Genomic DNA, 26,266 nt, shown 5'->3' with positions numbered 1-26,266 from the left:
TTGTTAATCAATTTTATTTTCTTTATTAATCCATCAGGCACCATGACTAATTAACAAATGAATAATGAACCACCGTTATTTCTTCATCGACATATAATCTAAAGTCAGGTTAGAGAGTAATTTAACCCCTAAAACAAAACCGCTTTCATCCAGGTAAAAATCTGGTGTGTGGTGCGATGGAGCTTTTAAAGGATCTTTACCTTTTGGCATCCCTCCTAAAAACACAAATAAGCCAGGTACTTTTTCCTGGAAGAAGGAGAAATCTTCTGCGCCTGTAACTGGTGGTTTTAACTTCACATGATCCTTACCTGCCGTTGATTCCATGCTTGGCAACATCTTTTCGGTTAGCGCAATGTTATTAAAAGTAACCGGATAATGGTTGCTATAGGGGATTTTAACTTCAGCCGTTGCACCGCCTGCTTCGGCCGTTTTGGTTACAATGGTTTTAATCCTTTCGATAAACATGGCCTCATCTTCCTTACTAAAGTTGCGTACGGTACCCAACATTTCTACCTTTTCGGGAATAATATTCGACCGTACACCACCATTAATTGCGCCAATGGTAACTACACCTGGGTTTTCGGTCACATTTAAATTCCTACTTACTATGGTTTGCAGGCTATTGATAATCTGGGCCGAAACCACCACCGGATCGATACTGCTCCATGGATAAGCCCCATGTGCCTGGCGGCCGGTAACTGTAATCTTCATATCGTTTACTGCAGCCATTGTACCACCCGGGCGATAAGTTATATCGCCAACTTCGGTTTGAGAATTGATATGCAAACCGAAAATTACATCAACTTTAGGATTTTCGAGTACGCCTTCCTTAATCATTAATGCCGCTCCACCTTCATCTCCGGCAGGCACGCCTTCCTCAGCGGGCTGAAATATAAATTTCACCGTCCCCTGAATATCTTTTTGCATAGAAGCCAATACTTCTGCTACGCCCATTAAAATAGCCACATGACTATCATGTCCACAGGCATGCATTACGCCAACTTCTTGTCCGTTATACTGCGTTTTTACCTTTGAGGCAAATGGGACGTCTACCCGCTCGGTAACCGGCAAACCATCCATATCGGCACGCAAAGCCACAACCGGCCCAGGTTTACCTCCTTTTAGCACACCAACTACGCCTGTTTTGGCTACACCTGTTTTTACTTGTATACCTAAAGATTCTAAATGTTTTGCAATAATGCCAGCTGTTCTAACTTCGGTATTTCCCAATTCGGGATGTTCGTGGAAATCGCGTCTCCAGGTAATTACTTTTTGTTCGATGGCATCAGCTTTTTTTGAAACCAACGGCCTTAAATCCGATTTTTGGGCGAAAGAATTTAATGTCAGTAGCGAAAAACCGATCAGGAATATTTTCTTCATAATGAATGATTGAGTTTAGGTGCTCTAAGCTAAACAATTTTAGGGAGAGAAGGAATTGGATAAAAAACAAAAGCCATCCCTTGGGATAGCTTTTTGGATGATTAACCTTTTTTATAAATTACAATCTTTCTTACGTAGATATCACAAGCGATCACCTCGTCGTTAGCTCCTAGTGCCACACCTCTGGCAAAATCTAATTGGCCAAGCCCTATTTTTTCCCTAACATCACCGTTCTCGTCAGTTTTAATAATGTAACCGCCAGCGGCAATGTATAAATAATCACCTTTACCCTTAATGGCCCAATAGTTATCTGAAACTTTCCAAGTTTTTAGGTATTTGCCCTGCTTATCAAAAACCTGCATCCTACCGGCATCACTAACATAAATATTCCCTTTAAAATAACATATGCCTAACGGCGTATAGAATTGACCATTTGCTCTGCCCTCGGTACCAAATGTGAAAAGTAACTTACCAGTTGAATCATATTTCTTAATCCGATCGTTTAGGCTGTCTACAATCCAAATATTCTGTTCGTCGTCAATAGTTAGTTCCTCTACATTTCCAAATCCATTATCTCCTGTTCCGTAAACGCCCCATTCTCTAATTAGCTGCTTATTAGCATCGAACATCTGAACGTAACTACTACTTTGGGTACGGGTTGCTATATAATTTCCATTGCTAAAAAAACCAATTGCCCTTGCACCCGGCCCACTATAAAAAAGCTCCTTATAATTTCCATTGATATCAAATTTCTGAACACGGTTTAAGCCCTCATCACTTACATAAATATTTCCAGCTTTATCTGTTTCAATGTGATAGGCAAAGTTAAATTGACCAACTCCGTTACCCTCTGTTCCAAAAGACAGTGCGCGATAATAATTTAACCCAGAGGTATATCCAAAATCTGCATCGCTAAATCTACTGAATGACGTTGTAGAGTTGTAAGTTCTAACTTTGTAAAAGTTCTTGGTTAAAGATTTGCTAATCGCCGAATCATCAAAAGTTGTATCGCTTAATTCTTTTAGCAAAACATATTTCTGGGTAACATCATTAAACTTGAATAACTGATACTTCTGAGCCAAGGGCATTGGTGTCCAGGATATAGTAATACGTGTTCCGTAAACACCTTTTGATGCTTTTAGATTTATGGGCCGATCAACATCGAGGGTATCTGTAATTCTTAAGGTATCTATTATAGTTACCCCATCCTTTTCACAAGAAGAAAAAAAGAAACAAGAAAAAAACAGGCAGCATGTTGCCAGTAGTGAGAGCGCTCTAAACATATTTTATTTTTTTGGCGAAGATAACTACTTAACCTCATTTGCTAAATAATTATCGTCAATTAATTTTACCCAAACATTCCCTTCAGCTTATCCATAATCCCACCTTCACCTGTTTGGCCGGGTTGCTGCGCTTGTCCACCACCATTAAACATCCCGATTACATCACTTACATCAAACTTACCATCATCACCGCCCAAACTCCCCAAAACATCTTTAATGTTAAAAGAGTTATCGTTCGGGTCGTTTGTTTTCTGGGTAAACTTGGCAATCAAGCCGGGGATAATGCTTGCCGCTAAAGATTTCGCCGTATCGGCATTAATGCCCAAGCCATTTAATTTCTCGATAAAATTCCCCGAAGCCTGTTCAGCAACCTGGGTGCCTTCTGCTTTGTTACCGTTAAATATATCAGTTAATGCACCAATATTACCTGATGATACCTGGTCTTTCAGCGTATCGAAGATAGAACCCGATGCAGCCTGGATTACCGCTTCATTTTGTTCATTCGGAATAGCGGTATTGTTTACAACACTTTCCTGTACGTTTTCACGCACCATTTCATTTAAGTTTTCTAACATCATGTAGAATTTAAGGTTAAAATAATTGATGAACTAACAGGGACGTTGTATTAAAGTTAAGTGGTTTAACCGACATTAAAAATTCTTATTCATTTAGAACATTAAAAAGACCATTTTAAATTTTTGCTTTATTACTTTTACAAAAAAACAAAGATTATGTTACCTAAAGTAAATTTCACAGAAACTGAGGCCTACAAGTATTTAGCCGATCATTTTATAGATATTAATCAAAAAAGCATTAAAGATCTTTTTGCTGAGGATGCAGATCGTTTCAATAAGTTTTCTGTTTTTTTTGAAGATATTCTGCTAGATTATAGCAAGAACCGCATCAGCGACGAAACATTAGCACTATTGATTCAATTAGCCCGTGAGTGTAAATTGGACGAAGCTATAAAGTCGATGTACAACGGCGATAAAATTAATGAAACAGAAGACCGGTCGGTACTTCATATTGCCTTACGTAATTTAAGCAACACGCCAATTTTAGTTGATGGCAAAGATGTAATGCCCGAAGTAAATGCAGTACTGGCTAAAATGGAGAAATTTAGCAACAGCATCATCAGCGGCGAATGGAAAGGTTATACCGGTAAAGCCATTACTGATGTCGTTAATATCGGTATCGGTGGGTCAGACTTAGGTCCTGTAATGGTTACCGAGGCACTAAAACATTATAAAAACCACTTAAACATTCACTTTGTTTCGAATATTGATGGTACACACATCGCCGAAACATTAGCAGATTTAAATGCCGAAACAACATTATTCTTAGTTGCATCAAAAACCTTTACTACGCAAGAAACCATGACGAATGCACACTCTGCACGCTCTTGGTTTTTGGATAAAGGCGGAAAAGAAAATGATATTGCTAAACACTTTGCTGCATTATCTACCAATGCGAAAGACGTTTCTGCTTTTGGTATCGATACCGAAAATATGTTTGAGTTTTGGGATTGGGTTGGTGGCCGCTACTCGTTATGGAGCGCTATCGGTTTATCCATCTCATTAAGTATAGGTTTTGATAATTTTAAACAATTGTTAGCGGGTGCCCATGCAACTGATAACCATTTTAAAACTGCTGAGTTTGAAAGCAACCTGCCTGTAATTTTAGGTTTGTTAGGCGTTTGGTATATCAATTTCTACAATGCAGAAACACAGGTTATTTTACCTTACGATCAATATATGCACCGTTTTGCTGCTTATTTCCAACAGGGAGATATGGAAAGCAATGGTAAACATGTAGATAGGAACGGTAATGAGGTTGATTATGAAACCGGACCAATTATCTGGGGTGAGCCCGGAACAAATGGCCAGCACGCCTTTTATCAGTTAATTCATCAAGGTACCCGGATTATTCCTGCCGATTTTATTGCCCCGGCACAGAGCTTAAATCCGCTAGGTGATCATCATCCTATCTTATTATCGAACTTCTTTGCACAAACAGAAGCTTTAATGAACGGTAAAACAGAAGAAGAAGTAACCGCCGAATTGAAGAAAGAAGGCAAATCAGATTCAGAAATTGAAAAAATTGCGCCGTTTAAAGTATTTGAAGGCAATCGCCCAACAAACTCTATCCTATTGAAAAAAGTAACGCCATATACGCTGGGTAGCTTAGTTGCCATGTACGAACATAAAATATTTGTTCAGGGAATTATCTGGAACATCTTTAGTTTCGATCAGTGGGGAGTAGAGCTTGGCAAGCAATTAGCAAAAAAAATTCTTCCAGAGCTGGAGGGAAGCGAAAAAGTTTCGAGCCACGATAGTTCTACCAACGGCTTAATTAACCAATACAAGGCCTGGAGATAAAATATATTAAAAAAAGCGAGTGTAAATACTCGCTTTTTTTGTTTAAATCCATAATTTAGGTGCATCCTTGTTATTGTCTCACGCTAGTGAAAAATCCAAATTAACTTATTAATGAAATAATTGCTCGCTTTCGCCTTTGATTATTTCTAATCATTTAAAAAAACTACTAATGAAAAAAAGAATTCTTTTTGCTTTGGCCATTTCCGGTCTGTGCTTAAGTGCCTCTGCCCAAAAAGTACAGTTTACGGAATTCGACCTTGACAATGGCCTCCATGTCATTCTACACCAAGACAAAACCGCTCCGGTAGTTGCTGTTTCGGTAATGTATCATGTTGGTTCTAAAGATGAAGAAACCCAGCGTACAGGTTTTGCTCACTTTTTCGAACACTTATTATTCGAAGGTTCGGATAATATCAAAAAAGGTGAATTTATGAAATTAGTGAGTAGTAATGGCGGCCAGAACAATGCCAATACTTCTCAGGACCGTACTTTTTATTATGAACTTTTTCCATCAAACCAATTGGAACTGGGTTTATGGCTGGAAAGCGAAAGAATGTTACACCCCGTAATTAATGAAGGTGGGGTAAAAACACAAAATGAAGTAGTAAAAGAAGAAAAGCGTCTACGCATCGACAACTCTCCATATGGAAAATTTACAGAGAAAATTTTCGGCCATTTGTTTGATGGGCATCCTTACCGTTGGCAGCCAATTGGCTCAATGGAGCACTTAGATGCTGCAAAATTGAGTGAATTTATTGCTTTCTTTAAAAAATACTATGTGCCTAACAATGCGGTTTTAACCATTGCCGGCGATTTAGATGTAGAAAAGACTAAAGCTTTAGTAAAAGCATACTTTGCTGAAGTACCTAAAGGTGCACCAGTAGTTCGTAAAACATATGAGTTACCAGAAATTACCAAAGAAATTATCGATACCGCTTACGATGCCAACATTCAGATCCCCGCCATCTTCGCAGCTTACCGTGTACCAGGAATGAAGAGTAGAGAGAGCAAGGTTTTAGGGATGATCAGCTCTGTTTTATCAGAAGGCGGAAGCTCGAGATTAAGCACTAAAATGGTCGATCAAAAGAAAACAGCCTTACAGGTTGCTGCTTTCAACTATTCGCTTGAAGATTACGGCGCTTACATCACCCTGGCATTACCTAATAAGAATACACCGCTTAACGATTTATTAAAAGATATTGATGAAGAAGTTTTACGCCTTCAAACCGATTTAATTAGCGAAAGTGATTATAAAAAACTGCAGAATAAATTCGAAAACAACTACGTAAGTGCAAACAGTAAAATGTTAGGTGTTGCCGAAAATCTTGCAGATGGTTATACTTTCCATGATAAGGATACAAACGATATTAACAAGGAACTTGAGGTAATCAGATCCATTACCCGCGAGGAGATCAGAGACGTTGCTAAAAAGTACCTGAACAAAAACCAAAGAGTTGTATTGTATTACTTACCTAAGAAATAAGCTGACCGCTTTTTCATTTTAATTATTAAAAACATGAAGAAATTATTCATTATAGCTGCAGTTTCCTTATTGGCTCAAGGTATTTCAGCACAAACTATAGATCGAAGCCACAAACCAAAACCAGGTCCGGCACCCGTTATTACTGTTGGCGATCCTGTTATTTATAAATTAGCAAATGGCATTACTGTTTTGGTGGTAGAAAACCATAAACTGCCAAAAGTATCAGCAAGTTATAGTATCGATGCAGGTCCTATTACTGAAGGCGCAAAAGCCGGCGTAGTTAGTTTGATGGGCAGTATGCTGAATGAAGGAACCACCACCAAAACAAAAGCACAGTTTGATGAGGCTGTAGATCAGCTGGGTGCCGATGTAAGTGCTGGTGCGTACGGTGGAAGTGCTTCTGCATTAACCCGTTATTTCCCTCAGGCCTTTGCTTTAATGGCCGAGAGTATCCGTAAACCCGCTTTTCCTGCAGAATCTTTTGAAAAATTAAAATCGCAAACCATTACCGGATTAAAATCTAATGAGAAAAGTGCGAAAGCCATTTCAGCCCGTGTGGTAAATGCATTGGCTTATGGTAAAAACCATCCTTATGGAGAGTTCGAAACCGAGGCTTCTATTACAGGCATTACTTTAGATGATGTAAAAGCAGCTTATAAGAAATACATTACACCATCTAGAGGTTATCTAACTTTTGTTGGTGATATTAAACCGGAAGCTGCAAAAGCCTTAGCAGAGAAAGCCTTTGGCGATTGGAAAGGAACGGCCTTAACTTTACCAGTGCTTACTAAAGTTGCTAATCCTGCCAAAACTGAAGTTGATATCATTAATGTAAGCAACGCTGTTCAATCTGAAATTACAGTGGTGAACTTAATCGACCTGCCAATGAACAGCCCGGATTATTTTCCGATTTTATTGGCGAACCAAATTTTAGGTGGCGGCTCTGAATCGAGGTTATTTGATAATCTTAGGGAGAAACATGGCTTTACTTATGGTGCATACTCAAGCACAGGTTCTGGTCGTTTTCAATCTAAATTTTCGGCCAGTGCAGCCGTTAGAAACGAGAAAGTTGACAGTGCTGTGGTAGAATTTTTAAGAGAAATTAACACGATCCGTACTACAAAAGTAACTGCTGATGAATTACAGAATGCCAAAAATCTTTTTAATGGATCGTTTGCATTGGGCTTAGAAAACCCAGCACGTACTGCAGGTTTTGCGAGCAATATCTTAATTAATAACTTACCTAAAGATTTTTACCGTACTTATTTACAAAAGATTAATGCGGTAACAACCGACGATATTTTAAGGGTAACCAAAAAATACTTTAACCACAATAATACTCGTATTGTTATTGTGGGCAAAACTGATGCATTTGCAGCAGGCTTAACTAAAGCAGGTTTTAAAACACAGGTTTATGATAACTATGCCAATGCGGTTAAAGCAACCGAAACTGCTGCTGTACCAACAGCTGCACCTGCAGAAATTATCAAAAACTACATTAAAGCCATTGGCGGTGAAGAAGCCATTAAAAAAATTACTTCATTACAGCAAAACGGCGAAATGGAAATGCAAGGTCAAAAGCTTACCGTTACCATGAAAAACATGGCGCCTAACTTAAGCAGCATGGAAATTTCTATGGGCGGCCAAACGGCCATGAAACAGGTTTATAATGGCAAAACAGGTTATGCCATGCAAATGGGTCAAAAGGCTGAATTAACCGGTGATGACCTGGCTGAAAAGAAAGATGATAAAGGTTATGGTAGTCAAGTGTACTACGCAACTGATGGAACGAAAATTGAAGCAGCCGGAACAGCAAAGGTAGGTACTGCTGACGCTTTTAAATTAAATATCACTTCTCCATCGGGCAAAAAGAAAACTGAATATTACGATACCAAATCTGGTTTACTTTTAAAAGACGAGAGTACCACTACCAAAGGAGGCGCTGAAATTAGCCAGTCTGTGGAATATTCAAATTACAAAAAAGTAGGCGATGTATTATTTCCGTTTACCTTAACTCAATCAGTAGCAACCCCACAAGGTGCTCAGGAGTTTTCAGTTGTAATTAAAGACATTAAAATTAATCCGCCGTTAAAAGCCGAAGATTTTAACTAGGTTTTAGACAGAATTTATCTCGAAAGCCGTCCTGATGCAAAATCGGGACGGCTTTTTTTTGCATTTTTTTTTATTGCAGGCAACCAATTATAAAAAGTGTACGTAACGATTAAGATTTTAATGGATTTTTCTTTAAAAACCCATGATTATCAAAAAACAGGGATAGTTTTCAAATAAACAAAACAGAAATCTTAAAAAATTCGGATATGGCTGCAAAAAAACAAGTTATCGCAATTTTATTTGTTGCATTTCTGATCATGTTATGCCTATCGGTAAAAGCTAAAAACAATTCCTCCATCACGGTAAAAATTTCAATTGCTCTGCAAACGAATCGAATATGATGATATAAAAATGAATCTACCAACAATTTTAATCCTAATTAAGTACCTATGAAAAAACAAAATTCAATCTTTTTATTAGCCGCAATTACTGCCTTGCTTTTTGCCTGCTCAAAAAAACAAGCAGAGGAAATAAAACCCGAAACACCGACACCCAATGGCCCAACACCTGTAACCACCGCAAATGTAACCTACACAAATTTTGCCGGGGCATTGTTTCAAACCAAGTGTAACAGCTGTCATGGCCCTAATGGGGGAATGAAGGGGGTATGGGCATTGAATGGTTTAGCCTCTATAAAAAATGATGCACGTGTAGCTAATTCAGTTTTGGTTACCAGAACAATGCCTAGAGGCGGTTCTTTAACCGCGAGCGAAAGAGAATTATTACAGGCTTGGGTTGACAAAGGTATGCCAGAATAATAAAAAAGGATTAACGCTGATCAAGATGGTTCCATTAAAAATTTAAATAGATACACCAATGCAAAAACTACTTTTCACCTTAATAGCCTTGTTATTATGCACAGGTATAAAAGCGCAGATATGGGTAAGTAAAAATGTAACTTCTTCATTTTTCTCTTCCACACCTGTTGAAGATATTGATGCGTTAAGCAAAACAGGCGCTTCGGCCCTCAATATTAAAACTAACGATATCATTTTCAAAATCAACAATACTTCTTTTCAATTTAAGAAAAAGTTGATGCAGGAGCATTTTAACGAAAACTATATCGAAAGCGATAAATACCCGACTTCAGATTTTAAAGGAAAAATTATAGAACAGATTGATTTTTCAAAGCCAGGTACTTATCCCATCACTGTAAAAGGAAATCTGCAAATCCATGGAGTTACCAAAGAATATCAGGTTAAAGGTTCGCTGGTTATCACAGCTGATGAGGTAAAAGCTACTTCGGCTTTTAATGTAAAACTTGCTGATCACGACATCAAAATCCCAACGATTGTTTTCAAACAAATTGCCGAAACCATACAGGTAAAAATGACGGCTACTTATCAACCTAAAAAATAAAACCTTATGAAATATCATCTAAAATCACTTTTATACTTGTTTGCCCTTTGTTTACCAATAGTTGCTTCTGCACAGGATTCGCTTGAAAATGCATTGCAGATGCCTGTAGAAAAAAAGAATGTAAAGGCCACATTTAAAGCGACCAAACTCATTAACATACAAACCAATGAAACCATTTACAAAAATGAACTTGATTTCAGGGTAGACCACCGGTTTGGAGATATTGCCGGATCTGGTGGCGGAATTAAAAACTTTTTTGGTCTGGATCAATCAACCGATATCCGCATCGGTTTTGAATATGGAATCAGCGATAAACTTTCTGTAGGCTTAGCCAGGGCAAAAGGTGCCGGAGTTGTAACACAATTGTATGAAGGAAATTTAAAATACCGGTTGCTGGAACAAACAGATGATGAAAAAATACCCGTAGCGGTAACATTGTTTGGCAGTACAACCATTGCAGCCGTAAAGGCTTCAACTGATCCAACAGCGGTAAATGCTTACAGCCAATTTCAAGATCGTTTGACCTATGTGGTGCAAGCTATAATTGCCCGTAAATTTAATTCGAACTTCTCAATGCTGGTAATGCCATCATACGTACACCGCAACTTTACTGTTTTTGGAGATCAGAACGATTTGCTTGCGCTGTCAGTTGGTGGCCGTATCAAGATCACTAAACGGATGGCTTTTGTTGCTGATTATACTATTCCATTCAGGGATAAAGATAAAAAGGCTTATCTGGAAAGTACATTGGGCACACAATATTACAAAACGCTAGGCGCCGGACTGGAGTTTGAAACCGGAGGTCATATTTTCCACCTTAATTTCACTAACGCCACAGCCATACAGGAATCGCAATTTATTACCGATACCAATACTTCCTGGCTGAAAGGACAATACCGTTGGGGTTTTAGTATCGCCAGAAGGTTCTCTTTTGATAAGAAGAAAGCAAAGTAGATCAAATTCAACCAAAAATAAAAACTAAACGATTATGGAACGTAACGAATTTATCAAATCATTGGGACTGGGTGTTGCCATGGTTTGTACCGGAGCTTGCTTTTCTGCCTGCGGTAAAAAAAGTGATGCACCAGAACCCGACAAACCTAATGGTGGTGGTGTTCCTTCGGGTACTACCGCAAGTGTAGATCTAAGTACACAGTTACAAGCTGTTGGTGCATTCATTACTGTAAACAGCATATTGTTTATCCGTACCGCAACAGGGAATGCCAGCACCTCGTTTGTGGCCACACAAGCCGTTTGCCCACATCAGGGTGGGGCATTAAGTTTTATTCAGGCCAGCAATTACATTCAATGTGGCTTACATAGTTCGAGATATAGCACTTCAGGCAGCATTTTGGCCCAACCAAATGATGGTGGCACCACGAGTGCACTAAAAGTTTATCCGCTTACTGTTTCAGGGAATACACTGACTGCCACAGCCTAAGCTTTTGTTTTTAAGGGTAAAGCAGTATCGATTGATACTGCTTTTTTTTTATGATTTTGATTAAACAGTTACATTCTGCGCTTTTACATCAAAAGCATCGCGTAAGCCTATAGCCAGCACATTAAAGGCATAAACCGTAAACATAATGGCTAAACCGGGCAAAACAGCTAAGTAGGCTGCATCCATAATAATATAGCCATAATGTTCCTTAATCATGCTCCCCCAACTGGGCATAGGTGGTTGAGCACCAAAACCTAAAAAGCTCAAGCCGGTTTCTAATAATATAGCTGATGCAAAATTGGATGAGGCCACTACTAAAATTGGTCCGGCAATATTCGGCAAAATATGTTTGATAATGGTTCTGCTTGTGCTAAAGCCCAAAGCTCTGGCAGCTTCTACAAATTCGACCTCTTTTAAAGCCATTACCTGCCCACGTACCAATCTGGCTACATCTACCCAGGTGGATAAACCTACCGCTATAAATATCTGCCAGAAACCTTTACCCAAAGCAAACGATATAGCAATAACGAGCAGTAATGATGGTAGCGACCAAACAACATTCATAAACCAACTGATGGCTGCATCTACCCGACCACCAAAATAACCCGCAATCGCGCCCAAACTCACGCCAATAAAAAGAGAGATGAGAACAGCCATTAAACCTACTGATAGCGAAACACGGATACCTAAAATCAAGCGGCTTAATAAATCACGTCCGTAAATATCAGTTCCTAAAATATAGGTTCGTGTATAGATGTTATTTTCTTCGAAAAGCGCTTGTGGTGTTCCTGTTTTTGAAGGTAAAACACAGCTTGGACATAAATCTTTCAGTTCGTACCTGGTTTCCTTGGCTTTTTCATCCTCGCCAATATATTCCTGCACAAAAACATCTTTGCCTTTTATCTTGTAAGAAGTAATCGGGATACTTTTAAAAGTTGGTGTTTGCCCGTTTAACATTCTTTCGAAAAAGTTAAGCTTTTCTACTTTCGGGTTCCGACTTACAATTAAAAAAGTAAAAGTACTTCCGGGTTTCTTTTTGTTTAACTGAAGAATCTGAATATTAGCATTTGGAGAATCATCGGGCATAATTAAATAACCCAAAATACCCATTACCATCAAAAGTAAAATAAAGACTAATCCGCCGAATGCAAATTTATTCCGCTTAAACTTTAACCATACTTTTTTTGATGGGCTATTATCCATTATCTAACCATTCTGCCTTTCCAATTGTATTTTCCACTGTTTCCGGCAATGCCAATGTACACCATATAAAGTACGTGCAGCACATTTAAAACAGGGATTAAAATGAGTAAACTGCGCCTTTTGGCAAAGCCGGTTACATCCCATAAAAATAAGGTTTCTAAAACCATTTTAACCAATAGTTGATAAAATGTGATGGTCAAAAAACCCGGAATAAAAAGCCCGGTGATAAAGTTTGCCAGAATAGTGAGGTTAAAGAACCAAATTAGAACCCCTAATACGATAATGGCCTTATTCTTATAACGGGTACTTTTCGAAGCCCAACGTTTTCGTTGCTGAATAAATGCGCCCAAAGTTTCTTTTGCATGCGTATACACAATAGCTTCTCTATTTTTGAGAAAACCGATCTGATCAGGATACTTGGCCGCAATTTTATGCAACAGTAGCTCGTCATCACCCGATGCCAGATCATCTATACCCTGAAAACCACCAACTTCATAAAAGGTTGTTTTCTCGTAAGCTAAATTTGCTCCATTACAGGTTGAGGGTTCCTTATTGCCAATAGTAGAGGCCCCCAAACCGATCAGGTATAGAAACTCTAATGATTGTAGGCGCTCAAAGAAACTTTTCTCCTGAAAATAGGCTACCGGAGAGGAGATCATTTTATAATTTTTCTGCTCATATAGGTTTACAATGGTAGCCAGCCAATCTGCACCCATCCTGCAATCGGCATCAGTGGTAATAATCAGATCGCCAGAACAAGTTCCTATTGCAGTTTGTATCGCCTTTTTTTTGTATGAATTCAGCGCCCTATCTTCATTCAGCTTAATCAGTTTCACATTCCGGTCTGCATAACTTAACACAATTTCTGCGGTACGATCGGTAGAATGGTCATCAATAATAATAATTTCGGTTAAAACCTTAGGGTAACGCTGAGCAACCAGGTCATCAATGGTTTTGGTGATATTGGCTTCCTCATCCCTTGCCGCAACAATGATAGAAACTTTGGTTTGAGGATCAGACTTTTGTGGAGTAAAATAAACCAGGTTATGCCATCCTCGGATAAAATTAAGGACTAAAAAACCATAGATTAAGGTTAAAGCAGCAGATACTAGACTAATTAGATTTAAGATTTCCAAAAAAATTGAGTTTAAAAACGAAATAAGTGCCTAAGATAGCAGGAATTATAATATTTATGAGCCAAATACTTGCAGTACATGCAATAACGGCCACATGTTGGTCTGTTACGTGTTTAAATAATTCAACAGCGGTAACACTTCTGATGCCCACATCAAAAAGATCAAGTGACGGCAATGCCGATTGTACCAAAAAGAGCAAACAGGTCATCATGATGATATCTGCATAATGCAACTCTGGCACCAACCATATAAACAAGATGAAGTATTGTGAGCTAAACACCAAATAGCGGACAAAACAATAGATTATGATTTTGAATAGTTCCCTTTTTCGGTACCTCGCTAAAATGCTGTAAAATTTCTTGTATTTCCTGGTAAATTTAATGGAAAGCAAAATGCCATTTAACCATCGGATGTTAAAGTAGAAGACCAGGAAAAACAGACAGAAAAATACTGCCAGAAACACCACTGCGATAAACAGCACCTGATCGATCGGGATAAAACGGTAAACAAAAAAACAGGCGGCAATGGCACCAAAAACATTCGTTAATACCAGTTGGCCAATGCTGCCCACACTCATGGCCACTATACCCACAATCCTTCTTTTAGGCGACAGGAAAAATACCCTTCCGCCATACTCTCCTAGCCTGTTGGGCGTAAAAATGGCCAGTGTTAATCCGCAAAATACCGATTCGATAGCGCGATAAAAACTGATAGGCTCGATGTGGCTCATGAGGTATTTCCATTTCCCAGCCTCCAAAAACCAATTCACAAACATCAACAATACCACAACACCGATTACCGTAATAATTTCGGTTTGAGGGATATCTTTTAATAATGTATTAAAATCGTGCAGATTTTTGTTCGCAACGAGTTTATGGTAAATAAACCAAAAAGCAAATATTACGATTGCAGCTTTGATGAAGATTGATAATATTTTTTTGTTCTTGCCTGTCAAGATTATCTTTTTAGTTTGCAAATATGCTTAATATTGCTGTAATGTTGAACGAAAAAAAGGAGCGGGTTATTATGGGCATTGATCCAGGCACAGCGGTGATGGGTTATGGCGTAATTTTAGAGAAGGGAAATAAAACAGAACTGATCAGTTTAGGGGTAGTAAAGATGACCCATTTGGATGATCCTTTTCTTAAACTTCAGCGGATATTCGAAAAAACTGTGGTTTTAATCGATCAGTACAAACCTGATGTTTTAGCTATCGAAGCACCGTTTTATGGAAAAAACATTCAGGTATTGTTAAAACTGGGCCGGGCGCAGGGCATTGCCATTGCAGCTGCACTCTCCAGAAATATCTCGGTTACCGAATATTCTCCACGCAAGATCAAACAATCCATTACCGGCAGCGGAAATGCCACTAAAGAGCAAGTGGCAGCCATGTTGCAACGCTTGTTAAACTTTAAAGAAACGCCGGAGTTTTTAGATGCTACTGATGGTTTAGCCGTTGCAGTTTGCCATTCTTTTCAAAAAATTACCTCAGGAGGGAAATCAAAGACCTATTCGGGCTGGGAATCTTTCGTAAGTGATAATAAAACCAAGGTTAAAGGTTTAGCGGCTAAGGTGAAGAAATAGTTATGAAATCAAACCGAATTTGTCACGTTGAGCTTGTCGAAACGCTTTTCCGAAAATTTTAACAATTCCTTCGACAGGCTCTCCACAGGAGTCCTTCGGACAGAATGACAATGCTATATTTGTGATACAGCCCAAATCAAGAAGATAGTAATCCATTTAATCTAAAATGGTCCGTGCCGGGCACGGACCATGGAGCGCGTTGGTGAAACACCAAATATTATTAGCAGATAAATCAAAAAAAGATGTCATCCTGAGGTTACGATTGCTCATCGAAGATAATCATAATGCTATAGGCTTTAAGATTCCCGCCTGCGCGGGAATGACGATCGATTATTTAAATCTGTCATTGGTAGCGTAGTTAAAAGAATAAATTCTTATTGCCCTGCCCGATGAATTATATTTTTAGTCGCTTCATCCATTGCTAATTTATTCTTCCTGATAAAATATTTTATAGTGAAAAAGGTTGCAATACCTATCAATATTAACATCCACAAATTGGAAATAGCGATAATGATTTCTTTAAAAATTGTCCAGCCATTTACAATGCCCAACCAAAGCCTGTTAATAAATGCCGGACGGTAGTCGTACAGATTGTCATTAGCAACAATCATTGTTTTAACCGTATTGTCCTGATAAAAATTAAGTGTAATGGTACTAAATTTCACACGGCTATCGATTTGCATATTTTCAATTCTCTTGTCAACATAATCGTCTTTGATATAAAGAGAAGATTCTACATTGGCACTTTTTTTCGAGGCTACTTTATTGATCTTTTCAATCGCATCAACACGATTCTGGGCTTTTAGTTTATTGGCTAAATAAGCGATACTTTGATCGTCCATTTTCATCGTTTGGTGGTCTACAAAGACAGCCATTTTCGCGATGGTATTAGTAAATTCATCCAGTTTCTCAGATGGAACCTTGGCCACCAGATAACCTTGCGTGCGATAGGAGGTAATTTCTTTTAACGAATCGGTAGATTGTTTAACCTTATCGGTTTCCTGAATGGAGCTTTCGATAGAGAACTCAGCAACCGTTCCGCCTTCGGCTTTGATGGTTTTGCTCAGCTGCTCTTTGGTACTTTGAACATTCTTAACCCTAAAACGCATATCGGCGGTTTTGACGATTTTCTCTGCAACGGTACTATCTGCGGTTTCACGGCTTAGCTCTTGAGTGTCGACGGCATCAGCGCTTGCATACTTTTCATTCGATTTCTGGCAGCCAAAAATTGTTAAAACTATGGCTATAGCAATAATATTCCTTTTCATGATTGTGTGGTTCTAAATAAATAATCATTTTAAATATTTGCTTCAAATGGCCATAAGAAGTGCAGCGTTTTGGTTAGCTTTTAACGCTGTGTTTTCCCTTAATACCAGAATTATATTTAGGTAACCCAATACTGAGTTTTGCCTAGTAAGAAGGGAGTTTGGAAGGGTTTTTCGGTTATTATAAACCTCGCAGGTTTTGAAAACCTTTTTTTGAAAAGCAGGTTACTGTGTATATCGGTTCCGAAAGCCCTGCCATCCGCTTTACCTCTCTGCGTTCGGTGCCCGCTCCTGTCAGGTTTAAATTACTTAGGCAGACCTTTCTATCCTAAACCCGACAGTCGCGATAGCCCCTGATTCTTCATCAGGGCTAAAGCAAATGGCGGGACTGCTGTAACCTAAATGCTTCTGAATTTGCTTTTCAAAAAAGAAAGTAATATCATTTCTAATGACCTCAATGAGGGCTGCAGGACTTAAAATCTGATGGATTTGTGCCTATAAACAAAAAAGCCGGTCATGAATGAACATGACCGGCTTTATATTTTGATAGTAGAACGCTTATGCGTCTAATATTTTGAATACACCTTTAATGGCAATAATTGCGCCGATGAACAAAACAATCCAGGATGCTAAAGATACTTGCCACGAATCATAAGCGAAACGTGCATAAGTACCCACCATGCAAACCAGTACACCAAAAATCATTAATTTATAAATTCCTGGCTGGTTAGCCGTTTTCATACTTTCTGTATTGTGCTTTAATTCGTTGTTCTCCATAATATTTATTTTTATGATGCTGCAAAAGTAATACTTATTGCTGAATAATTATAAAACTTAATAACTTTTTAATCGTTCTAATCTTTGTTTCGCTTTATCTTTATCACTAAGTTTTTCTCCCTGATACAAAGGCTTTTCCCAATCGCCATACATGGGGTTTGGCAACACGATATACTTTGTTCCAAACAGGTGCTGATTTGTGTTTACCTGTTCAAGGGTATTTTTATTTTCGCGATAAAAAATATTGCTGAAATCGCTTAAATTATCGCCACATAACAGGAGAATATTATGCGTTTCAGTAATTTTCTGGCGGCGCGGTTCTTTATTTGATGTTCCTTTCGATACCACTAAATGCGCATCATCGGCATATGGAAAGCCATAATGTTGAAGATTCTTCAATGTTGCGGTATAATCCTTTTCATCGCGGTTGCTCACATAAAAAGTTTCGATATGCTTTGATGCTGCAAATTTTAAAAAAGCTAAAGCACCGGGAACGGTATCGGCTTTGGCCAGGTTTGTCCATTCCGTCCAATCTTCTGGTACATAACTCAGGCCTTTTTTAATTTCATGTCCCTGAAAAGCAGAGTTGTCCAAAACCGTCTCGTCTATATCAACGATCACACAATTTGGCTTCTTACTGGTATCAGCCCATAAAGCTTCCTTTAATGATAAACGGGCAAAATTATAAGCCTGAAAGCATAACGCCCTATACTCGCCAGATGTTTGCTGCCAAAGCACTGCATTGGTATAATCACGGGCAGGATTTTGGGCTACAGCAAAAATTGGCAGCAAAAACGATATAACGATGAACAGGTATTTTTTCATGATTTGGAATTAATGCCCAAAGATATTAAACTCCTGTGATGCAGCATTCATTTAAACATCATTTAAATCATGTCTCAATAAATACAGGGGAAAAAAATCGTGAATAATTTAATCTATTAACTTTTTAGTTATAGAATTTATTAGCTTTGAAAACACACAAATAAAATCAAAAATATGAAAATCAAAAGTTTACTAGGGATAGCTATTGCCCTACTTTTCTTTGCAGCCTGCAAGAAACAACCAAATCCAGAAATTAGTACAACCGATTTTAACATTAATAAAAAGTCATTGTATTTAACGCAATCCATTGAACTTAATGCAAAAGATGCAACCGCAGGTGGTAATTATATTTGGAATTATGGCGATGGAACTATTGAAACCAAAGGGAGTAAAACTGAACATCAGTACAAAACTTCTGGCATCTTTGAAGTGACTTTGACCGTTTACAACAAGACTAGTAAGATCAAAGTAAGGGTACTTCCCGGGGATATCAGTTATCAGATTAAAAATAACAGCACCTTCGACTTAGATCTGAATTCTTATGTCAACCTACCTGTTAATACAGTAAGGTCGGTATTAAAGCCAAATGGACTCTCAGATACTATTTATGTTAAATTACAGGCTACAGGAAATTTATTGCAGCTTACAAACATTAGTGGTATTGCGAAAGGAAAAGCTTTTCGTTTTGATGATATGTTTTGGCAAAAAGATTCTATGCATAACATCCTCTCGGTAGATAACAATACTAAAATTCAACTTGGCGCACATGGGGAGCTAGGAATTAGTTCTACACTTGGGAATTTATAACAATCGGTTTAAAACAAAAAAGCCCGTTCCTTAATCGAGACTGGCTTTTTTGTTATAAAGATTTAACCATTCAGAAAGCTTCCCCTATCGGTTTTTGATAAGATTAGCGTTTCTGCTTCTGGATAAGCTTGTGTAAAAGTTGTAGGAATTTTATTTTTGCTCCTTTCGTTCCATTTAAACTCAACAGCTAAAAATTTATCTTTCGTTTTTTCAACATAATCGATTTCTTGCTGCTGTGTAGTGCGCCAAAAAAAGCAATCTGCTTCCATTTGATGCTGATGTAAAAACTTCATCCGCTCCGCAATCATATAATTCTCAAACAATGCACCTACATCATTTCTGTTAGCTATTGAATTAAAATTACGCGTAATAGCATTCACAATACCAGTATCATAAAAATAGATTTTCTTATTCTTTTTGATTTCATTACGCACATTGCCTGCAAATGCTGGTAATGTAAAAATCACAAAAGATTTTTCAAGTAAATTGATATATTTATCTACCGTTTTTTGATCAGCTTTAACCAACTGTGCCAGTTCAGAGAAATTAACCTCGCTCCCGACCTGTAAAGCTAAAGCCTTTACAATTTTTTCGAACAGTAAGGGCTTTTTCACTTCTTCCAAGGCAAATAGGTCTTTATATAAATAACTGTCAGCAAGCAGTTTTAAATGTTCTTCTGCATTTTGAGGATCATTAATTATTTCGGGATAAGAACCATAAATCAAACGCTGTTCTAATGATCTCTCTTCGGTAAGAAAATCGGTATCGTTTACCAGTTCCGCATACGAAAAAGGCAAAAGCATCATCTCGTATTTTCTGCCAGTTAAAGGCTCGTTAATCTTTCCAGACAACTCAAAAGCCGACGAACCTGTAGCGATAACCTGAACTTTGTTAAAGCGATCGACGATAATTTTAATTAATAAGCCAACATCAGTGATTCGCTGGGCTTCATCAATAAAAAGCACCTCATAATCACCGAGCATCCGCGCAATCTGTGTTGCATTGGGCTTGGCTAAAGCTTCCCTCACATCTGCATCATCTCCGTTCAGGTACAATGTCCTTTTATCCACTTTGGCGAGCAACTGTTCTACGAAAGTAGTTTTACCGGTTTGCCTTGGGCCAAATATAATAAACGCTTTTCCCTTAAAGAGCCTTGCAGAGGCATAATCCAATTGTTTCCTAACAATCATAGCAAATATTTACTATACAAAAGTATAATAATTTTGGATTACAATCCATAAAAAACATAATAATTTTGGATTACAATCCATAAAAAACATAATAATTTTGGATTTACTTCAATATAGGCCATAAAAAAGCCCATTTCAATTCAGAAATGGGCTTTGATAATTTTGACTGTTGACTAAAGACTTCCGACTCTAGGCCTGATCTTATCCATTCAATGCTGCCGCACCACTTACAATCTCAGTTAACTCAGTTGTAATTGCTGCCTGACGTGCCTGGTTGTATGAAAGTTTTAAGGCTTTCAATAATTCTCCGGCATTTTCAGTTGCTTTATCCATTGATGTCATACGCGCACCGTGCTCAGAAGCGTGAGAATCTAAAACGGCTTTATATAACTGAATTTTAATTGATTTAGGAATTAACTGCTCTACAATTTCTTCTTGAGAAGGCTCTAAGATATAGTCAACATTTGTTGTTTTCTTATCTGTTTTTAGATCAGCCGGGGCTTGTTCTGCTTTAGGTAAAGGCAACAACTGCTCTGTAGTAATAAATTGTACTGCTGCGTTTCTAAAACGGTTATAAACTACTTCTACTTTATCAAACTCACCCTTAATAAAACCAGCCATAATCACATCGGTGATTTTGGTTACGTTTTCGAAAGTTAAAGCCGAGTATACTTCGTTATTATTGCCAATAACGTTGTATTTACGTTTTTCGTAAAAGTCTTGAGTTTTCTTACCGATAGAAATAATGCTCACATTACCGTTTTTCAACTGTTCGCTATATTTTTCAGCAATTAAATTGTTGGCCGCTTTAATTACGTTCATGTTAAAAGCACCAGCCAAACCACGGTTTGATGATACAGTAACAATTAAAACCTTATTGGGCTCACGCTCTTGGATAAAAGGCGATGAAGACCCTTCTAAACTTGCCGATAGATTACCTAAAATCTCTTTCAGTTTAGTTGCATAAGGACGTAAAGCGATAATTGCATTAGTAGCACGTTTCAACTTTGCTGCCGAAACCATTTTCATAGCCTTGGTAATCTGCTGTGTTGATTGTACCGATGCAATCCGGTTTCTTACTTCTTTTAAATTAGCCATTTTTTAAGTATCGAGTATTAAGTATCAAGTATCAAGATTGGATTGTTCACATATCTTGATACTTGATACCCGCTACTTGTATCTAATTAGTATTTACTTGAAATCTCTTTTGCTACTGTATCTAAAACACCAGTAATGCTATCATCAAATTTACCAGCTTTTAATGCAGCTAAAGTTTCTGGATGACGTAACTCCAATTGCGTTAAGAATTCAGTTTCAAATTCTTTAACCTTGTTAACCGGAACACTACGCATTAAGTTTTTAGTACCTGCATAAACAATTGCCACTTGTTTCTCTACTGTAAATGGAGAGAACTGTGCTTGTTTCAACATTTCTACGTTACGTGCACCTTTATCTAAAACCGATTTCGTTGCAGCATCTAAATCAGAACCGAATTTAGAGAAAGCCTCTAACTCGCGGTATTGAGCCTGATCTAATTTTAAAGTACCCGCTACTTTTTTCATCGATTTGATCTGTGCATTACCACCCACACGTGATACCGAGATACCTACGTTAATTGCCGGACGGATACCTGAGTTGAACAAGTTCGATTCTAAGAAAATCTGACCATCAGTAATCGAAATTACGTTGGTTGGGATATATGCTGATACGTCACCTGCCTGAGTTTCGATAATCGGTAAAGCTGTTAATGAACCACCGCCTTTAACGATATGTTTAATCGATTCAGGCAAATCGTTCATCGCTTTTGCGATATCATCGTTAGAGTTGATTTTCGCAGCTCTTTCTAACAAACGACTATGTAAGTAGAAAACATCACCCGGATAAGCTTCACGGCCCGGTGGACGACGAAGTAATAACGATACCTCACGGTAAGCTACAGCTTGTTTAGATAAATCATCATAAACAATTAAAGCTGGTCTACCTGTATCGCGGAAAAACTCACCAATTGCAGCACCTGCAAACGGCGCATAGAACTGCATTGGAGCAGGATCTGCAGCCGAAGCGGCAACAACAACTGTATATGGTAAAGCGCCGTTTTCTTCTAATGTACGTACAATGTTAGCTACAGTTGAGTTTTTCTGACCGATAGCAACATAAATACAGAACACAGGCTGGCCTGCTTCATAAAATTCTTTTTGGTTGATAATAGTATCGATACAAACGGCAGTTTTACCAATCTGACGGTCGCCAATAACCAACTCACGTTGACCACGACCGATTGGAATCATTGCATCAATTGCTTTAATACCAGTTTGTAAAGGCTCATTTACCGGCTGACGATAAATTACACCTGGTGCTTTACGCTCTAAAGGCATTTCGTAAGTTTCACCTAAGATTGGGCCTTTACCATCTAAAGGCTCACCTAAAGTGTTCACTACGCGGCCAAGCATACCTTCACCAACTTTAATAGAGGCAATTTTTTTGGTACGTTTAATCGTATCACCTTCTTTGATCTCGTCTGAAGCACCTAAAAGTACCACACCAACGTTATCTTCTTCAAGGTTTAATACGATACCTTGTAGGCCGTTTGCAAATTCAACTAATTCTCCCGATTGAACTTTAGTTAAACCGTAAACACGGGCAATACCGTCGCCCACTTGCAACACGGTACCAACTTCTTCCAGTTCGGTTTCTGATTTGAAGCCCGCCAATTGCTGTCTGATAATTGCCGATACTTCGTCTGGTCTTACCTCTACCATAATTTTACTTTATATCTTTTTGTAAATGTTTAGTGCTTAGCGCATGGCGCTTGGCATTTATTCGCCATCCGCTTATCGCAATACTTTTTTATTTGGCGTTTGGTGCATGGCGTTTTCCGCTATACATTTATCGCCACGCGCTTACTGCGCAAATTCTTTTTTTAGTTTACTTAAACCGCTGGCAATACTAGCATCAAATTGCTTATCACCAACTTTTAATATAAATCCACCAATTAATTTTTCGTTAATTTTTTCGTTAACAATAACCTGGTTGGCGTTTAATTCTCTTTTAACAATCGCAATAATCTGCTCTTTAGCCGCAGGGCTTAGCGCACTTGCTGTAGTTACATCAGCAGTAACAATACCTTTAATTAGGTTATATTGTTGAACGAACTGTTTAGCAGTGGCAAATAAAATCGCCGAACGGCCTTTGTTTACTACAATCTTGAAAAACGAGATGGTTAGTTTACTTACTTTATCAGCAAAAATACCGTTCAAAATACCCGTTTTTTTATCTAAAGGTACAATCGGGTTTTTTAATATTGCTTCTAGTTCAGGGGTTTCATCAACCACTTTCTCAAACAAAACCATATCATTATAAGAATCCTCTAGCGCATTGTTTTCAACGGCTAGGTCTATTAATGATTTGGCGTATCTGCTTGCAACTTTAATTTCTGACATATCTTTTGGGTTGGCGTTTAGCGGCTGGCGTTTAATACGCTTATCGCTTTACGCAATACGCTTAGTTTAATTCAACGTCTTTTAACAAGTTAGCTACTAAAGTTTCTTGTTTTGCCTTATCATCCAATTGCGTACGTAAAACACGTTCTGCAATTTCTAATGATAATGAAGAAACCTGGTCTTTAACTTCAGCTAAAGCTGCTTTCTTTTGGTTCTCGATTTCGATTTTAGCTTTCTCGATCAATTTAGCACCTTCAACCTGGGCTTGTTTTTTAGCTTCGTTTAAAATACCATCCTTTAAAGTTTTAGCTTCCTTTAAAATCTCATCACGTTCTGCACGGGCCTGTTGCATCAAATCTTGATTTTGGCTGGTTAAACGAGCCATTTCTTGTTTGGCTAATTCAGCTTTGTTAAGGGCCTCATCAATGCTTTGCTCACGTTCGTGAATTGCACCTAAAATAGGTTTCCATGCAAATTTTCTAAGTAAGATCAATAAGCAGATGAATGCTAAAGCGGTCCAAAAAACCAAACCTATACTTGGGGTTACTAATTCCATTTTATCTAATTTTTTATTCTTAATACTTTATAAGGTAGGGTAAATAACCAATCGTTAAATACCCTACCAAAATTTTTCAGTTTGAATTATTGAGGATTGTTACCTAATAATGCAACTACCACACCGAATAAAGCAGCACCCTCAATAAGGGCAGCAGCGATAATCATTGCAGTCTGAATTTTTGATGCAGCTTCTGGTTGACGAGCAATACCTTCCATTGCTTTACCACCTACTTGACCGATACCGATACCTGCACCGATTACTGCTAAACCGGCACCGATTGCCGCGATTGAACCTACCATAACTAATTTAATTTATATTAATTTGTAAAAAATAGTTTTCTGTTAATGATGTTCTTCTACTGCCATACCAATAAAAAGGGCAGTTAGTAATGTAAAAATAAAGGCTTGTAAAAATGCTACCAACAACTCCAATATATCCATGAATACCACGAATGCAACTGAAACTGGAGAAATCCAAGCTGTTTCGAAAATAAATATTAAGGAAATTAAACTTAATACGATAATGTGACCTGCCGTAATGTTAGCAAACAAACGAATCATTAAAGCGAAAGGTTTAGAAATGATACCAATTAACTCTACAGGAATCATAATCGGATACAACCACCATGGTACATCAGGTAACAAAATATGTTTCCAATAGTACTTGTTACCGTTAATGTTAACAATAATTAAAGTACCCAATGCCATTACAAAAGTTAAGGCAATATTACCCGTTACGTTAGCGCCACCTGGAAAAATCGGAATCAATCCCAACAAGTTATTAAACCATATAAAGAAGAACACAGTTAGTAAATAAGGCATAAACTTTGCGTATTTGTGGCCGATGTTTGGCTTAGCAATGTCATCCCTTACAAATACAATAATCGGCTCAACCAGAGATTGTAAACCCTTTGGTGCTTTACCAACGCGTTTCTTATATGCGCTAGCGACTGAAATGAATACGATTAAGATTACTAAAATCGCTACAAACATTGCTGCAACGTTTTTAGTGATGGAGAAATCTATAACAGATTTACTTGCTTCTTCATCAATCTTTCCATCAGCACCAACCACTTTAATATGGTCTTCTTCTAAACGATAATTATTGTATTTACCGTTATAATCATGTTCACCATGATGGAAGTGACCAGAAGAGAAGAACTCTAAACCGTTAGCCGTATATAAAATTACAGGAAGAGGCAACGAAGTATGCCCCCAAAGGTGCCACATATGCGAATCGGCAATGTGTTCCATAATTACCTTAGTTGGCTCGAATTTTTCTTCACCATGTTTAGCAGCGCCATGCTCACCAGAAACCGCTTCGGCAGATCCGGCTACAACACTATCAACAGGAACAACAGCGCTATCAACCTGGGCGAAAGTATCAATTTTGATAGATAAAAACGCGATTAAAAGCGTAAAAACAACAATTAGTCTTTTAACTTTCGACACAAAAACTTGGTTACAATCCATTTATTGGCAGTTTTTTACTTTAAATTTTGGTGGCGCAAGTTACGTAACAAACAGTAAATTTCAAAGGCCGTAAACAATAAATATAAAGAAAAAAAATTAAGCAGAAATACAAGCCCAATTCCCTTCGCTTTTATACTGTAAATCAACACAAAAGCCATACAAAAAATCATCTTCACAGCAATTGATCCCATAATTGCCATCACACCTACTTCAGGATCGCGTTTTACACCGATATCCACAAGCATATAAGCTACATAAGTGATGCCGGCCAAAAAGCCAAACATTACCCAAAAGTTATTTACAAACAATTGTTTATCAGGAAATACGACAGGTAAAACGGCAATTACGCCTATTAAAAGGCCTACAAAAATGAAATAGATACTGGTAAATTTGGCTAGAGTCAATGTATAATTTCTTAGCAGATAAAAACTTTTGCAAAGATAAGGTTTTTAGTATCAAGTAAGTAGTGCAAAGGAGAATTATTATAAGGTTGATTAATTGCTTAACTGTCGAATTGGTTAACTGGTTAACTGAAGCAAGGGCTGAACTGTAAGCTGCCAATTGTTAACTGC

The 26,266-nt window shown here is 37.9% G+C and carries 26 protein-coding genes; 9 read left to right on the top strand and 17 right to left on the bottom strand.

What is annotated here, in order from left to right; translation table 11 throughout:
- Nucleotides 1–75: 75 nt before the first annotated feature.
- From AC1RJ8_RS20275 to AC1RJ8_RS20265, 3 genes are all read right to left on the bottom strand, one after another.
- A complete protein-coding gene (locus tag AC1RJ8_RS20275; RefSeq protein ID WP_492955362.1) occupies nucleotides 76–1,380 on the bottom strand; it encodes an amidohydrolase in 1,305 nt (434 codons plus the stop codon).
- Nucleotides 1,381–1,481: 101 nt separating this feature from the next.
- Nucleotides 1,482–2,663, bottom strand: coding sequence for an NHL repeat-containing protein (locus AC1RJ8_RS20270; protein ID WP_492955361.1), 1,182 nt, complete (start codon nucleotides 2,661–2,663; stop codon nucleotides 1,482–1,484).
- Between the two features lie 65 nt (nucleotides 2,664–2,728).
- Nucleotides 2,729–3,241, bottom strand: coding sequence for a hypothetical protein (locus AC1RJ8_RS20265; protein WP_492955360.1), 513 nt, complete (start codon nucleotides 3,239–3,241; stop codon nucleotides 2,729–2,731).
- A 153-nt stretch (nucleotides 3,242–3,394) separates the two neighbouring features.
- On the opposite strand from AC1RJ8_RS20265, the gene pgi reads away from it, so the two are divergent.
- The 7 genes from pgi (at nucleotide 3,395) to AC1RJ8_RS20230 (ending at nucleotide 11,436) form a co-directional block, all read left to right on the top strand.
- A complete protein-coding gene (pgi, locus tag AC1RJ8_RS20260) occupies nucleotides 3,395–5,041 on the top strand; it encodes a glucose-6-phosphate isomerase (RefSeq protein WP_492955359.1) in 1,647 nt (548 codons plus the stop codon).
- Between the two features lie 169 nt (nucleotides 5,042–5,210).
- Entirely contained in the window at nucleotides 5,211–6,524 is a 1,314-nt protein-coding gene (locus AC1RJ8_RS20255; protein WP_492955358.1) for a M16 family metallopeptidase, read from the top strand.
- A gap of 33 nt (nucleotides 6,525–6,557) precedes the next feature.
- Nucleotides 6,558–8,636, top strand: coding sequence for a M16 family metallopeptidase (locus AC1RJ8_RS20250; RefSeq protein WP_492955357.1), 2,079 nt, complete (start codon nucleotides 6,558–6,560; stop codon nucleotides 8,634–8,636).
- A 389-nt stretch (nucleotides 8,637–9,025) separates the two neighbouring features.
- A complete protein-coding gene (locus AC1RJ8_RS20245) occupies nucleotides 9,026–9,394 on the top strand; it encodes a hypothetical protein (RefSeq protein ID WP_492955356.1) in 369 nt (122 codons plus the stop codon).
- A 58-nt stretch (nucleotides 9,395–9,452) separates the two neighbouring features.
- Entirely contained in the window at nucleotides 9,453–9,995 is a 543-nt protein-coding gene (locus tag AC1RJ8_RS20240; protein ID WP_057931733.1) for a YceI family protein, read from the top strand.
- A 6-nt stretch (nucleotides 9,996–10,001) separates the two neighbouring features.
- Nucleotides 10,002–10,949, top strand: a complete 948-nt coding sequence (locus AC1RJ8_RS20235; protein WP_492955355.1) for a DUF5777 family beta-barrel protein — start codon at nucleotides 10,002–10,004, stop codon at nucleotides 10,947–10,949.
- A gap of 34 nt (nucleotides 10,950–10,983) precedes the next feature.
- Complete coding sequence (locus AC1RJ8_RS20230) at nucleotides 10,984–11,436, top strand: QcrA and Rieske domain-containing protein (protein ID WP_492955354.1); 453 nt, start codon at nucleotides 10,984–10,986, stop codon at nucleotides 11,434–11,436.
- A 60-nt stretch (nucleotides 11,437–11,496) separates the two neighbouring features.
- On the opposite strand, the gene AC1RJ8_RS20225 is transcribed toward AC1RJ8_RS20230, so the two are convergent.
- Genes AC1RJ8_RS20225 through AC1RJ8_RS20215 form a run of 3 tightly spaced genes read right to left on the bottom strand, consistent with a single transcriptional unit; the run spans nucleotide 11,497 to nucleotide 14,730 of the window.
- Complete coding sequence (locus AC1RJ8_RS20225) at nucleotides 11,497–12,639, bottom strand: ABC transporter permease (RefSeq protein ID WP_492955353.1); 1,143 nt, start codon at nucleotides 12,637–12,639, stop codon at nucleotides 11,497–11,499.
- Complete coding sequence (locus tag AC1RJ8_RS20220; protein ID WP_492955352.1) at nucleotides 12,639–13,775, bottom strand: glycosyltransferase family 2 protein; 1,137 nt, start codon at nucleotides 13,773–13,775, stop codon at nucleotides 12,639–12,641. Before AC1RJ8_RS20220 ends, AC1RJ8_RS20225 begins: the two co-directional genes overlap by 1 nt.
- Nucleotides 13,753–14,730, bottom strand: a complete 978-nt coding sequence (locus tag AC1RJ8_RS20215; protein ID WP_492955351.1) for a lysylphosphatidylglycerol synthase domain-containing protein — start codon at nucleotides 14,728–14,730, stop codon at nucleotides 13,753–13,755. The genes AC1RJ8_RS20220 and AC1RJ8_RS20215 overlap by 23 nt, the downstream gene beginning before the upstream one ends.
- A 41-nt stretch (nucleotides 14,731–14,771) precedes the next feature.
- Between AC1RJ8_RS20215 and ruvC the strand changes: the two genes are divergently transcribed.
- Nucleotides 14,772–15,359: a crossover junction endodeoxyribonuclease RuvC gene (gene ruvC, locus AC1RJ8_RS20210; protein ID WP_492955350.1), complete on the top strand. Its 588-nt coding sequence runs from the start codon at nucleotides 14,772–14,774 to the stop codon at nucleotides 15,357–15,359.
- Between the two features lie 374 nt (nucleotides 15,360–15,733).
- Here the strand turns inward: ruvC and AC1RJ8_RS20205 are convergent, their stop codons facing one another.
- The 3 genes from AC1RJ8_RS20205 to AC1RJ8_RS20195 all read right to left on the bottom strand — a co-directional run bounded on the left by AC1RJ8_RS20205 (nucleotide 15,734) and on the right by AC1RJ8_RS20195 (nucleotide 18,226).
- Nucleotides 15,734–16,627 (bottom strand): DUF4349 domain-containing protein, encoded by an 894-nt coding sequence (locus tag AC1RJ8_RS20205; protein ID WP_492955349.1) that lies wholly within the window; start codon nucleotides 16,625–16,627, stop codon nucleotides 15,734–15,736.
- A 555-nt stretch (nucleotides 16,628–17,182) separates the two neighbouring features.
- Nucleotides 17,183–17,401 (bottom strand): hypothetical protein, encoded by a 219-nt coding sequence (locus AC1RJ8_RS20200; protein ID WP_029278686.1) that lies wholly within the window; start codon nucleotides 17,399–17,401, stop codon nucleotides 17,183–17,185.
- 57 nt (nucleotides 17,402–17,458) lie between these two features.
- Complete coding sequence (locus AC1RJ8_RS20195; RefSeq protein WP_492955348.1) at nucleotides 17,459–18,226, bottom strand: 5'-nucleotidase, lipoprotein e(P4) family; 768 nt, start codon at nucleotides 18,224–18,226, stop codon at nucleotides 17,459–17,461.
- Between the two features lie 174 nt (nucleotides 18,227–18,400).
- Here AC1RJ8_RS20195 and AC1RJ8_RS20190 point away from each other — a divergent pair, with 174 nt between their 5' ends.
- Nucleotides 18,401–19,033, top strand: a complete 633-nt coding sequence (locus tag AC1RJ8_RS20190; protein ID WP_492955347.1) for a PKD domain-containing protein — start codon at nucleotides 18,401–18,403, stop codon at nucleotides 19,031–19,033.
- A 62-nt stretch (nucleotides 19,034–19,095) separates the two neighbouring features.
- Here the strand turns inward: AC1RJ8_RS20190 and AC1RJ8_RS20185 are convergent, their stop codons facing one another.
- From AC1RJ8_RS20185 to AC1RJ8_RS20150, 8 genes are all read right to left on the bottom strand, one after another.
- Nucleotides 19,096–20,223, bottom strand: a complete 1,128-nt coding sequence (locus AC1RJ8_RS20185) for an ATP-binding protein (protein WP_492955346.1) — start codon at nucleotides 20,221–20,223, stop codon at nucleotides 19,096–19,098.
- 201 nt (nucleotides 20,224–20,424) lie between these two features.
- On the bottom strand, nucleotides 20,425–21,321 hold the full coding sequence (atpG, locus tag AC1RJ8_RS20180; protein ID WP_492955345.1) for an ATP synthase F1 subunit gamma: 897 nt from the start codon (nucleotides 21,319–21,321) through the stop codon (nucleotides 20,425–20,427).
- 86 nt (nucleotides 21,322–21,407) lie between these two features.
- Nucleotides 21,408–22,982 (bottom strand): F0F1 ATP synthase subunit alpha, encoded by a 1,575-nt coding sequence (atpA, locus tag AC1RJ8_RS20175; RefSeq protein ID WP_492955344.1) that lies wholly within the window; start codon nucleotides 22,980–22,982, stop codon nucleotides 21,408–21,410.
- Nucleotides 22,983–23,123: 141 nt separating this feature from the next.
- Complete coding sequence (gene atpH, locus AC1RJ8_RS20170) at nucleotides 23,124–23,663, bottom strand: ATP synthase F1 subunit delta (protein ID WP_492955343.1); 540 nt, start codon at nucleotides 23,661–23,663, stop codon at nucleotides 23,124–23,126.
- Nucleotides 23,664–23,724: 61 nt separating this feature from the next.
- Nucleotides 23,725–24,219: a F0F1 ATP synthase subunit B gene (locus tag AC1RJ8_RS20165; protein WP_492955342.1), complete on the bottom strand. Its 495-nt coding sequence runs from the start codon at nucleotides 24,217–24,219 to the stop codon at nucleotides 23,725–23,727.
- An 86-nt stretch (nucleotides 24,220–24,305) separates the two neighbouring features.
- On the bottom strand, nucleotides 24,306–24,521 hold the full coding sequence (gene atpE / locus AC1RJ8_RS20160; RefSeq protein WP_056087863.1) for an ATP synthase F0 subunit C: 216 nt from the start codon (nucleotides 24,519–24,521) through the stop codon (nucleotides 24,306–24,308).
- A 42-nt stretch (nucleotides 24,522–24,563) separates the two neighbouring features.
- Nucleotides 24,564–25,694, bottom strand: coding sequence for a F0F1 ATP synthase subunit A (atpB, locus tag AC1RJ8_RS20155; protein ID WP_492955341.1), 1,131 nt, complete (start codon nucleotides 25,692–25,694; stop codon nucleotides 24,564–24,566).
- Nucleotides 25,695–25,708: 14 nt separating this feature from the next.
- Nucleotides 25,709–26,098 carry a hypothetical protein gene (locus tag AC1RJ8_RS20150; protein ID WP_440826701.1) on the bottom strand — a complete coding sequence of 130 codons (390 nt, stop codon included), beginning with the start codon at nucleotides 26,096–26,098 and terminating at the stop codon, nucleotides 25,709–25,711.
- Nucleotides 26,099–26,266 lie beyond the last annotated feature (168 nt).

The organism is Pedobacter sp. GW822-FHT03F06, from assembly GCF_058801365.1.
The sequence above is the reverse complement of the archived record's forward strand: the minus strand, read 5'-3'. Positions and strand labels throughout refer to the sequence as shown.